Origin of the sequence: Oceanobacillus luteolus (genome assembly GCF_023715655.1) — a bacterium.
GTDB lineage: Bacteria > Bacillota > Bacilli > Bacillales > Amphibacillaceae > Oceanobacillus > Oceanobacillus luteolus.
On sequence record NZ_JAMBON010000018.1, the window covers coordinates 52,446 to 63,968 of the forward strand.

At 36.4% G+C, this 11,523-nt stretch carries 9 protein-coding genes; 1 reads left to right on the forward strand and 8 read right to left on the reverse strand.

Going from position 1 to position 11,523, the window contains the following annotated elements; all coding sequences use genetic code 11:
- Positions 1 to 101 precede the first annotated feature (101 nt).
- The 8 genes from celB to M3210_RS11750 form a co-directional block, all read right to left on the reverse strand.
- Complete coding sequence (gene celB / locus M3210_RS11715) at positions 102 to 1,457, reverse strand: PTS cellobiose transporter subunit IIC (protein WP_251514559.1); 1,356 nt, start codon at positions 1,455 to 1,457, stop codon at positions 102 to 104.
- Positions 1,458 to 1,478: 21 nt separating this feature from the next.
- The gene (locus tag M3210_RS11720) at positions 1,479 to 1,982 is read right to left on the reverse strand and encodes a hypothetical protein (RefSeq protein ID WP_251514560.1); all 504 of its coding nucleotides are present in this window, start codon (positions 1,980 to 1,982) and stop codon (positions 1,479 to 1,481) included.
- Positions 1,983 to 2,102: 120 nt separating this feature from the next.
- Positions 2,103 to 2,423, reverse strand: a complete 321-nt coding sequence (locus tag M3210_RS11725; RefSeq protein WP_251514561.1) for a PTS cellobiose transporter subunit IIB — start codon at positions 2,421 to 2,423, stop codon at positions 2,103 to 2,105.
- Positions 2,424 to 2,505: 82 nt separating this feature from the next.
- A complete protein-coding gene (locus M3210_RS11730) occupies positions 2,506 to 3,945 on the reverse strand; it encodes a glycoside hydrolase family 1 protein (protein ID WP_251514562.1) in 1,440 nt (479 codons plus the stop codon).
- A gap of 69 nt (positions 3,946 to 4,014) precedes the next feature.
- Positions 4,015 to 5,349, reverse strand: a complete 1,335-nt coding sequence (locus tag M3210_RS11735; protein WP_251514563.1) for a 6-phospho-beta-glucosidase — start codon at positions 5,347 to 5,349, stop codon at positions 4,015 to 4,017.
- Between the two features lie 17 nt (positions 5,350 to 5,366).
- On the reverse strand, positions 5,367 to 5,672 hold the full coding sequence (locus M3210_RS11740) for a PTS lactose/cellobiose transporter subunit IIA (RefSeq protein WP_251514564.1): 306 nt from the start codon (positions 5,670 to 5,672) through the stop codon (positions 5,367 to 5,369).
- Between the two features lie 219 nt (positions 5,673 to 5,891).
- Positions 5,892 to 7,829, reverse strand: coding sequence for a BglG family transcription antiterminator (locus tag M3210_RS11745; protein WP_251514565.1), 1,938 nt, complete (start codon positions 7,827 to 7,829; stop codon positions 5,892 to 5,894).
- Between the two features lie 325 nt (positions 7,830 to 8,154).
- The gene (locus M3210_RS11750) at positions 8,155 to 9,735 is read right to left on the reverse strand and encodes an esterase/lipase family protein (RefSeq protein WP_251514566.1); all 1,581 of its coding nucleotides are present in this window, start codon (positions 9,733 to 9,735) and stop codon (positions 8,155 to 8,157) included.
- A gap of 450 nt (positions 9,736 to 10,185) precedes the next feature.
- On the opposite strand from M3210_RS11750, the gene M3210_RS11755 reads away from it, so the two are divergent.
- The gene (locus M3210_RS11755; protein ID WP_251514573.1) at positions 10,186 to 11,055 is read left to right on the forward strand and encodes a YitT family protein; all 870 of its coding nucleotides are present in this window, start codon (positions 10,186 to 10,188) and stop codon (positions 11,053 to 11,055) included.
- Positions 11,056 to 11,523 lie beyond the last annotated feature (468 nt).

Genomic DNA, 11,523 nt, shown 5'->3' on the forward strand with positions numbered 1-11,523 from the left:
ATAGGTATCATATCTTTATAAAAAAATAAAATCCATATTGCGTATTTGCAATATGGATTTTATTTGAGACAGAAACTATTTTTCATCTATTACTACATCATCTAAATTAATGCTTCTTCACCTTTTTCTTGCTTAAATAACTTATTATCATACATTTTAATAAATGGCAGCCAAACAATAAATGCTGCAAAAGCGGAAATCAATGCAAGAATTATCGCCATATAGTCTCCTCCTGTACTTAAGAAAGCACCCGCACCTATCGGAGTAGGCCAAGGAAGTTGCGCGATAACAGGTCCTATAACATTTAGTTTAATTGCCCAGTAACCTACTGAAGCTGATACCATTGGTGCTAGGAAAAACGGAATTGCTAAAAACGGATTATATACAATCGGTAATCCGAATATTAATGGCTCATTAATATTAAAAATACCAGGGGCTAGAGCTGCCTTGCCTAAAACTTTTAATTGCTTTGATTTAGCTAAGAATGCAATGAAAATACACAGCCCTAAAGTGGCTCCAGATCCACCAATATATACAAATGCATTCTGGAATTCGCCAGCGAATGGAATATTTTCCCCATTTATGTTAGATTGCAAGTTTGTAAGAACGATTGGTGTTAAGAAGCCTGATATAATAGTTGCACCATGTATACCTACAATCCAAAGTGCTGAGATAAGGAAGTAAATAACTAGAATACCTAACCAGCTACTTGTTAAATTAACCACGAAGCCAAATGGAATAGCAACAATCTTAAATATGTCTGTCCCTACTGCAACTAGAACACCGTTAATTAATAAAACAACGAAAGCTACTAAAAATGCAGGGATTAATGCCGTAAACGATCTGGATACACCCTCTGGTACTGCTTCAGGCATTTTAATAACCCAGTTTTGTCTCACACATAATCTATATATTTGTACTGCTATAATAGACATGATGATGGACGTGAATATCCCTGTGGCTCCTAATCGACTTACACCCTCTGCAATCATTTCCCATCCATGAACAATTGTATTATTTTCATCGATTTGATGAATCAGAGACATTTTCCCATTTTCAATAACTAACTGAGGAACAGTCATAAAAAATGCAAATAAAGATAGTAATGCACCATTTAATGGGTTTAAGTTTAATTCTTCTTCTTCAGCATATATTTTTGTATACTCATAACCAATAACAAGCCCAAAGTATAAAGCTAATAATCCCATAGTTGCTTTGTTAGCTAACATATACAAATCGCTAATTCTAAAAAATGTATTATCAAAAAGGTTCTCTAGAAATGTAAATGTATCTGGTAATACGTTTAATACTAAGAACATCGATCCTACAATTACAAACGGAATAGAGGCCATCCCTGCAGCCATAATTGCACGAACTATACGAAAGGATGCGATTTTACCCATGGGACTCATTAGATACTTTTCCAAGAAAGCAAATACTTTATTTTCATTTTCCATCGTAATTCCCCCGATCTATTCTTAATAAATAGCCTCTTCATATTCCTTTATACATTCATACTGTTTATCTTCATTGTGCTGAATTGAATGTAAACGCTTAACAATAATTGCACTTAAAAATATTCCTATCATCAAAATCGCTATAATGAATAGTTTAGACTGCTCTTTTTCTATTAAGAAAGGATAAAATATAGTAAAGGTAGAAGAAAGATAAGTCGGAAATAGCAATATAATATTTGTAACAAGTTGAATGTAAAAATAATACTTTGTATACTTAGCATTATTAGTATGACTGCTAAATATCTTCACCTGTTCCGCAGCACTAACGACAAAGACAATAAGTAAAACAACTGGAATTAAAAATAGTGACGATTTACTCATTCCCAATAGAATTAACCAATATAAATTCGTAAAAAAGAATAGTGACGAAACATATCTTACAAGTAAATATCTATTAAAATACATTGTCTTTACACTTAAATTCTTTCTATTGCGTTCTATCTGTGACATTCCACTATTTTTCATTAAAATCCCTCTTCTATCAATTCAGCTCCTCGCTACTTGCAAAAGCAGTAGCGAAGAATCTGTATATTACGTACTTATATCTAATTCTCACTTAATCAACCTGTCTTCAACATATATCAATCATTTATCCAGTTCTTCCAAAATAACATTTGCTAGCTTTTCAATCCCCATTGGAATAGGAACATACGCCTGGGGCGGGATATTTACAACTGGTCTGCCTACACGATCTCCAGCTTCTTTAAGCCTTTTATAATACATTTTTGTCTGAGGGCTTATCAAAAATAAATCAAAGTCATTTTTTTCAATCAACTTCTGACCCTCACTAGATCCTGCTGCATCTATTTCAATATCATGCCCCTTATCTTTAAGAAGTTCTGACGTTTTCTTTGCCATTAACGAAGATGACATACCACCTGCACAAATAATTAATGCTTTTTTCATTTTTATTCCTCCGTTGAATTATTTTTTTATAAATTTCTTTGATTTATATTGCGAAATATGCAAAGATAGCGTTTACACGTCATTAAATCCTTTTCCCATTGCTCTCAATAACTTCCTTATACCAATAGAAGCTTTTCTTTCTCATACGGCGAAGGTCATGTACCCCTTCTTCATGCTGATTAACATATACGAAGCCATAGCGTTTCTGAAATCCGTTCAACCAACTTAACAAATCTGTAAATGACCATACGCAATAACCAATCATTTCCACACCATCAGTAATCGATTCCTGAATTGCTTTTATATGTGTACGAATATACTCAATGCGATAATCATCATTAATTGTGGAGCCGTCTTCCACCTTATCGTGTTCACCAAGTCCATTTTCACTGATTAAGATTGGTAAACCATATCGGTTTGTAATTCTGCGAAGGCCTATTCGCAATCCCTGTGGGTCTATATTCCAGTCCCAATTTGTTCTCTCCAAGTTCTCATTCATAACAGTTTTATAGAGGCCTGGTATTCCTGTATCCTCCATCGTCCCTTTTTTACCAGTAGTATTAAAATGACCTTCCAAAGTAGCGCCATCTAAAGGATTTTCTTCATACGTTGTTGTTTGATAATAGTTCACACCCATAAAGTCAGGCTTTCCTTCTTTTAGTAATTCAAAATCGCCTACATTTACTTCTGGCGCTATTCCTCTACGTTCGAGGTAATCCCAACTTGCTTTCGGATATACACCCCAGGCATAGACATCCATCCACCAATGATTTGTTAATTCCTCCGCATTTTCTGCCGCTAGAATATCTGCTGGTTTTGATGTAGCAGCATATGCGGGTGAGTAAGCAAAACTTGGACCAATTTTCCCATCAGGAATATAATTTCGAAATTCTTTAATAGCAATCGCATTTGCTAAATTAGCATGGTGGTTCACTTGATAATATAACTTATCATCTTTCACCCCAGGCGGGTGCATCCCTGTTTGATATCCTAGTCTAGTGAATATATTTTGCTCATTCAAAGAAACCCAATATTTCACACGATCTCCAAACTCCTTAAATAATGTAATACTATAATTTTTAAAGTCCTCGACAATTTGCCTTGACTCCCAACCACCATATTCATCTTGAAGTGCTTGCGGTAAATCCCAATGATAAATGGTTAATATTGGCTCAATATCATGTTTAACCAGCTCATCAATTAAACGATTATAAAAATCTATTCCTTTTTGATTTATTTCACCTTTTCCTTCAGGAAAAATACGTGTCCATGCTACAGAGAATCGGTAGGTTTTCATACCCATTTCAGCCATTAAAGCTATGTCTTCTTTATAACGATGGTAATGATCAACAGCTACATCGCCGTTTGTTCCTTTGAATGTTTTTCCCGGAATACGGACAAATTCGTCCCAATTAGATTTCCCTTTTCCATCCGTATCCCATGCACCCTCTACTTGATAGGCAGCAGAAGCCGCTCCCCATAAGAAATCATTTGGAAATGGTTTAAGCTTTTCATGTAACATTGTAAAAGCCACTCCTTTTTTTGATCTTTCTATCGTTCTGAAGGCAGCTCGCCATAACCATCTACCTCACTAATTTACTGTTTCACTTTGAAAAAATTGTGGTAAATAGTCTTTATGTGCTTCCAACATTTCATCCACTATTTCTTTTGCGATTGTATCAGAGGGCGTAAGCGGGTTAATCGCTAGAGCGAGAATTGCTGTATTATAGTCCCCTGTCACAGCTGCTTGAGCTGCAACCCGCTCAAAAGATTTGATTTGTTGAACGAGCCCACGTGCCGCTACAGGAATATCTCCCATTGTTAATGGGATTGGTCCGTCTTTTGTAATGATACTGCTTATTTCAACAGCTGAATCCGCTGGAATACTTGCTATTGCTCCATTATTTTTTGTGTTTACAGGTTGAATGTCACGTTTATCTGTATAAATAGAAGTAATCAAGCGAACTGCGGCATCTGAATAATATGCTCCCCCACGCTCTTCTAATTGTGGTGGTTTAGTATTTAACTTCTCGTCTTTATATAATTCAAATAGTTCATCTTCCAACTTTTGAACAATTTCCGCTCGAGTTCCTTCATTTTTCGAGCTTTCGAGTGCTTTATCTACCATTTCTTGAGATTTATAGTAATACATGTGATACGGACACGTAAGAGCATCCAATGCCTGAATAAATTCTGGTTCCCACCCCATACCATCTATGTTTTTAACAAAACTACTATTTTTTGGATCAGATAACTTCTCAATTACTTCTTCTTTGACACTAACACCATCAACATAAATGTCTAATCCATAAACCATATGGTTCAATCCTGCAAAATCAATACGTATACGTGAATGATCAACATCTAGTAGTTTAGCAATCCCCATTTCCATTCCAATAGGAACATTACATAGGCCGATAACTTTTTCAATGTTAGAATAACGAAGAACAGCTTCTGTCACCATCCCAGCTGGATTTGTAAAATTAATTAACCATGCATCTGGACAAAGTTCCTCCATATCTCTACAAATATCTAAGATGACCGGAATAGTACGTAACCCTTTAAATAATCCTCCCGGACCGTTTGTTTCTTGACCAAGAACACCATATTTAAGTGGGATACGTTCGTCTTTTTCCCGTGCATTAAGAAGACCAACACGAAATTGCGTCGTGACAAAGTCTGCATCTTTTAATGCAGCTTTTCGGTCTAGTGTTAAATGAATATCAATTGGGAGGCCTGCCTTTTCAATCATTCGTTTGGCGAGGTTCCCAACAATTTCAAGTTTCTCTCTACCCTCTTCAATATCAACTAACCACAATTCTGTTAATGGAAACTCATCATAACGTTTAATAAACCCTTCGACTAGTTCTGGAGTGTAACTTGATCCCCCTCCAATTGTAGTTACCTTCAACTTATGATTTGTCATGGTTATCCCCTTTCGAATTATTTCATTTTATGATGAAGTTCAATCATTTCTTCAGCTAAATCCGTAACAGTCATTGCGTTCATTAGATGGTCTTGTGCATGGATGAGTAATAAGCGAATCTCTACTTTTTCCCCACGAGCTTCTCCTTGAATGAGATCTGTTTGCGACCGGTGCGCTTTTTCCAATTCCTCATTTGCTTCCTTAATTTTTTGGTTAGCTATATCAAACTGACCAGCTTTAGCATGTTGGATTGCTTCCATTGCCAAGCTTCGAGCATTTCCACCATGTAAAATAATTTGAAAACTTATTTCTTCTATGTTCATTGCTGCTCTCCTTCCCCTGAGCTGACCCGCTACAAAGTAATGGGAATATTTATTGCTTTTATCTGCTTACATATACAATAATTCGAAATCGCTTTCAAATAAATCTATACTTTTTCCTTAGCATTAAGGAAAATATTACATCGAAATATTTCAGAATGAAAAACTTGTATATATTGCATAAAAAATACCGAGCAAATCAGCTCGGTATTTTCAACCAACCTACACATTATTGTATAGTATCTCTATAAAGTTTCCTCTTTGCTCACAATTTATCAGCTGTTTCACTTTTTTTTCATTATCAATCATTCCAATTAGATATTCATACATACCTGCTAAATTCGATGTTTTATTCTTTCCTAGACTTAATAGACAAACAAATTGAACACGATTCCCTCCCCAATTAATAGGTCTCTTCAATGTGCAAATAGCCCAAATGGTTTCATCTGAATGTGGACTCATCGGATGCGGAATTGCAACCAAGTTCCCAAAGCTAGTTGGCGATAATCGTTCTCTTTCAATTACTGATTTACCGAAAGTGCTATCCACATAGCCTGTTGATTCTAATTTACTTACCAAAAATTGAATAACATCTTCCTTTGTGTGGAAATCTTTTTGAAGAAAGATAAGCTCCTCTTTCGCATAGACGTTAAGATTTTCATCTCTCTCATGTAAGTGATCCTCTATTTTACTGATGTCGTCTACTCCTAATATTGTATTCACGTATATAATTGGAACAGGTAACTTTTTCTCAATCGGAATAGTTGTAATAATAAAATCAATCTGTTCTAAAGAGGTTTCACTTAATCTATAATAATCAATTGCATCTACAATTATTAATTGATTAAAGTACTTAGATTGTAATTTATACTTTAATAACATTGCAGTACCCATTCCAGTGGCACATACAATAATACAACGCTTTACATCTTGATTCATTTGTTGTCTATACATGGCCACTCTTATGTGTAACGCAATATAGCCAATTTCATGTTCATCAATTTCTATATCTAATCTATTATTTAATACTTCACTTGCTAAAATCGCAGCATCAAATGCAAGTGGATATTTTGCTTTGATCTCGTCAAGCAATGGATTTCGTAAATTCATCCCATAACGCAGACGATTTATTGCTGGTCTTAAATGTAATCCCAAAGCTATAAGTAAATCTTTATCGTTTTTTAATCGTAATTTAAATCGTTCATCAATTTTCATTATAATTTCGTTGATTGTATTTCTTAATTCACTTTCAACAAAGGATTCAAACTCTTGGCTGCTTAAATTATTTGTTGCAAGTTTATTAGTACCTAAGAGATGAATGGCAATATACGCGATTTCTTGCTCAGGAAAAGAAACATCAAAAGCTGATTCAATTTTTTCTACTATCTTCTTGGCCACTCTGTATTCTTTTTTTGAATATATCCCTTCAAATTCTTTAGGTGGAAGAGATATATAATTTTTATCGTAAATTCGCTTACAAGCGATAGCGAAATGAATACTTAAATTATTTAAGGCAATATCAGATAAGTCAATCTCATTCTCCCGGATTTCCTCTAGAATGATACATTGGATCTTATTTAATACTTCTGTTGAAAGAATTGAGTTCGTCACGTTTTGTATATTAAATTTAGCCGATTCTCTATTTAATAAATACTCTGACAAGCAAAACCTAAAATTCATCTCATTTCCTACTACCTTAACTCCATAATATGGCCTACTTTCTATCTCGAGTTGAAAGCTTTTTAATATTTTCCTTACTTCAATCAAATCATTCTGCAGTGTAGATTTGCTTATATATAGTTCATCCGCAATGTCATCTAATTTAATATAATTATTCGCAAGAAGTAGTTTTCTAATAATATTATTGACACGCTCTTCAGGTGAATTGGGTGGTTTATTAGCTAGATTATTAGATTTATTAAACACCTTTTGTAAAAAAAGCTTGAATGTTTTCTCGTCATTAATAACTAGCTCATACCCAACTCCTCTTGTTGACTTAATGTATCCACCACCTTGTAATAAAATATCATTTAGTTCCTTTATGTCATTCCGAATCGTTCTTGATGTTACTAGAATAGTGTTAGCTAAATCATTACTAGTAATTGGTGATTTGATAGATATCAATTCTTTTAATATTAGCATCATTCGACTAGTCAGCATCCCAATCACTCCTATATATTATATATAGTAAATGAATAATCAGACATGAGCATCCTACATTCATTTTATTTCGTTGAATAATTTTTCACAAATATTAGGTGAAATTCGAATAAAGATACTTAATTAAAGTTTAAGGCACGGAATGATAGAAGGATATTATTAGAAGTTTCACTAATCGTATAGGAAGAATTTGAATAAAATGACTATGCCCCCCAGATGGGGGGGCATGAAAGAATAGCTACTTAAGCAAAATATACGTGGAGTATCCCACAATTCTATAGTTACTCACACTAATTTAGTATTAGGATACTTCTCGTTATATTGCTCACTGAGAATAAATCACCGAACGTTTAAAAATATTTCCTGCTTTTGTTTTTCCTTCGATATCAATCGTAATTGTATAAGTGCCGTCTTTTTCATCTAGTTGAAGAGATTGCGAGAGTGCGTCACGGCCTGTTGCCTGCCATTGTGTATGATTTTTCGGATTGTTCGTTTCGATGACATGGTAGGTCGCTACGAGACTATCCTGGTCAATCTTAGAAGATTCAGCATGGAGTAATACAAGATTATTCCCGAGCAATACATTTCCGTTTTCCGCTGATAGCAAGTGATCACTTTGATAATCAGCTACGAGCAAATATGCATTTTCTTCTGCAGGAGATTGAGTCTTGATTTTCCATTCACCACTTACAGGCGATGGTACCTCCATAACATATCTACTCGCATCCTTGAAGATTCCTTCTTCCATCTGCACCTCTTTAACTGACACATCCACTTTTTTCCCTGTTGGAGAAAGCAATTCAACTTCCGTTAGCGACTCTGCAGTCAATATCTGAAGTCCCAATGAGTCCACGTCCTCCTCGACATATACAGAAATCTCATCTTGTTCAGTTAACGGCCCTCCATCGACCCAGTGATTCGTTTTCGGCATAGGAAAATTCTTCTCTTCACCTATTGGTGTTGAGTTATTTGTTGTGACGAGTTGATGTCCGCTCAAATAATCTCTGAAAACAGGAAAAGTTGCCCCTGAACGGACGGATGTGTGGTTCCAATCGCCGATTCTTAATTCCTGTCCACCAGGCAAATTACTACTTGCCACCGTGACAACTCCATCGTTTGGACCATAACTGGATAAATACACTCCGCCAAACCAATTGGCAGAGAAAGGCGTTCCCCAATTTGTCCCACCGATTGTATAATAATTATGTTGATAAGCATTTCCGTTTGCATCCGTCTGCGCTCGAAAATCCGCCATATACGCTGTCTGCATGGAAGCTGTTCCTTCCCCCTGCATTCCGATCAACTCAGCAAGCCAACCCGCTCCACCACTATAGGCAAGATCAGCAAGCTCCGAACCGTGATGTGGACTGGAAAGTGTGATGACATTTTCTACGTAGGGTCCTGCATCATAATACGTTAGAGCCGTCTGCGTATCGACTCCACCTTTACTGTAGGCTACAACGGTAATCTGTTTCCCGTTAAAAGCGTTGGAGATTTCTCGAATCTTAGAAGCTAACAAACTTCCATTATTCCACATATCGGCCGACTCGCCGCCCGCATCATGAAGCTGGATAAATGCCGTTTGATACCCGGCTTGATAGGCCGTCTCATACATATCATTATTTTCCCAGAAGATTTGGGCCACATTATTTAAACCAGGGACAAATAATAAAACAGGGGCATCTGCAATCAGATTGTCAGGAGTTTCTCCACGATACCATTCACCAGGGGTTTCATCATTTCCGTTCCCTCCTTTTCCAGAAACGGTATTCGACGATGAATCTTCTACCAAGACAGGTGGCGGCACTTCCTCCTGTGCAGATACTGTTTGTGTGCATCCAAGGTGTATTCCAGCTGTCAAAATGCCAAGAAAACAAACTGCCAGGAAACGATTTAGTCTTTTCATTTTTCACTCTCCTATTATTAATTTTATGTGAACACCATGACACTTGGTGTTAACAAAGGAAGGACAGCTAAGAGGAATAGGATAAAGAATGAGGGGTCTACGCTGCGCAGAAATGCTAAATATTTTTATTGATAAGTAAAAATTTAGCAAATTCAAACTCTAGTATAATACATACAGAAATGAATAAAGAGAAACGAAACTACTAAATGAAGCAAGTTAGCTAGGCATATTCAACCGGGTCTATCAGAGTTATGAAACAATGAAGAACAATTCATCTACTAAATAAAGGTCTAAAAGGACATAAACAAACAACCTTCATGTTTAAAAACATAAATATATGCCGAGACTTCATCTACCTTAACCTTACAGATTCCGCCATATGCGTCACCAAAAATCTCCAACTATGATAGAATTAGAAAGTTGAAAAATCTATAAAAAGGAAGGTACATGATGGCACAGTCAAAACTGACAAAACAACAAATTTTCACTCGTATTATTCTACGACTTTTCTTAATCACACTTGGCGCAGTAATTTACGCCCTTGGACTTGAAGGATTCCTCATTCCAAATTCCTTCATGGATGGAGGAGTGACGGGGGTCTCTATCATCGTCTCCAGCTTAACGGACGGTAATCTATCCCTCTTCCTCATTCTGTTTAATATTCCGTTTTTATTTTTCGCTTATAAATTGATGGGGAAAAAGTTTACGATTTTCAGCTTGTATGGAATCATCATTCTATCCATTTCAACAGCAATATTCCGAGATATCCCTACTTTTACCGACGAAATGCTTTTAGCTACGATTTTTGGAGGAGGCATGCTTGGGATCGGACTTGGCATCGTCATCCGTTATGGGGCGGCAATGGATGGTTCAGAAATTCTAGGTGTTGTGCTTGCAGGTAAATTTCCGTTTAACGTTAGTGATTTTATTATGGCATTCAATGTCATTGTTTTCACAATCGGCGGCTTTGTATTCGGCGGAGAAGCTGCAATGTATTCTGTCGTCGCTTATATCATCGCCGCAAAAGTGATGGATACGGTTGTCGATGGATTCAATGAACTGAGTGCCTTCCACATTATCACTGATCAAGCCGATGAAATGGGAAATGCCATCGTTGAGGAGCTTGGCAAAACAGTTACCTACTTGAATGCAGAAGGCGGCCATTCCGGTGAACAATTGAAAGTCATTTATGTCGTTGTATCGATATTAGAAGAATCCAAACTACGAGATTTAATCGATGACGTCGATGAGCATGCATTTGTTTCAGTGAGTACGGTGAATGAAGTTAAGGGTAAGTTGTTTAAGAAGAAGATGGCGTAAGTTTGGGAGAAAGACTGGTTTTTTGCCAGTCTTTTTTATGTGGTGAAGTGTACACTTGCGCTGATCTCTTAGGGCGAAACAAGAGATTATAGTGGTGAATCATACAAGAGAGTGCTTCTATTGTCATGATGCATGCTGAATCGGAGATAAAACTTACTAGAGAGCCGTCCTATGGTCACGAAACAGGCTGATATGGTATCAAAACGTACAAGAGAGAGCCTCTATTGTCATGAAGCATGTTGATTCGGTAGTAAAACGTACTAGAGAGCCGTCCTATGGTCACGAAGCAAGCTGATATCGTGGTAAAACGGACAATAGAGAGGTTCTATTGACACGAATCAAGTCAAGTCCATAATTCTGTGTAAAAGCATATTTTCGACCAGTAGTAATATTATTTGAAATCATAGTGTGAGAGCAGCCACAGCTTTGCTGCTTGCCATTGACTGTAGTGCCCGATTCTTAGTATTT

Bases quoted from the DNA above. Each gene is read 5' to 3' on its own strand.
- M3210_RS11750 (WP_251514566.1), bottom strand. From the start codon at position 9,735: ATGAAAAGACTAAATCGTTTCCTGGCAGTTTGTTTTCTTGGCATTTTG.
- M3210_RS11725 (WP_251514561.1), bottom strand. From the start codon at position 2,423: ATGAAAAAAGCATTAATTATTTGTGCAGGTGGTATGTCATCTTCGTTA.
- M3210_RS11720 (WP_251514560.1), bottom strand. From the start codon at position 1,982: ATGAAAAATAGTGGAATGTCACAGATAGAACGCAATAGAAAGAATTTA.
- M3210_RS11755 (WP_251514573.1), top strand. From the start codon at position 10,186: ATGGCACAGTCAAAACTGACAAAACAACAAATTTTCACTCGTATTATT.
- celB (WP_251514559.1), bottom strand. From the start codon at position 1,457: ATGGAAAATGAAAATAAAGTATTTGCTTTCTTGGAAAAGTATCTAATG.
- M3210_RS11740 (WP_251514564.1), bottom strand. From the start codon at position 5,672: ATGAACATAGAAGAAATAAGTTTTCAAATTATTTTACATGGTGGAAAT.
- M3210_RS11735 (WP_251514563.1), bottom strand. From the start codon at position 5,349: ATGACAAATCATAAGTTGAAGGTAACTACAATTGGAGGGGGATCAAGT.
- M3210_RS11745 (WP_251514565.1), bottom strand. From the start codon at position 7,829: ATGCTGACTAGTCGAATGATGCTAATATTAAAAGAATTGATATCTATC.
- M3210_RS11730 (WP_251514562.1), bottom strand. From the start codon at position 3,945: ATGTTACATGAAAAGCTTAAACCATTTCCAAATGATTTCTTATGGGGA.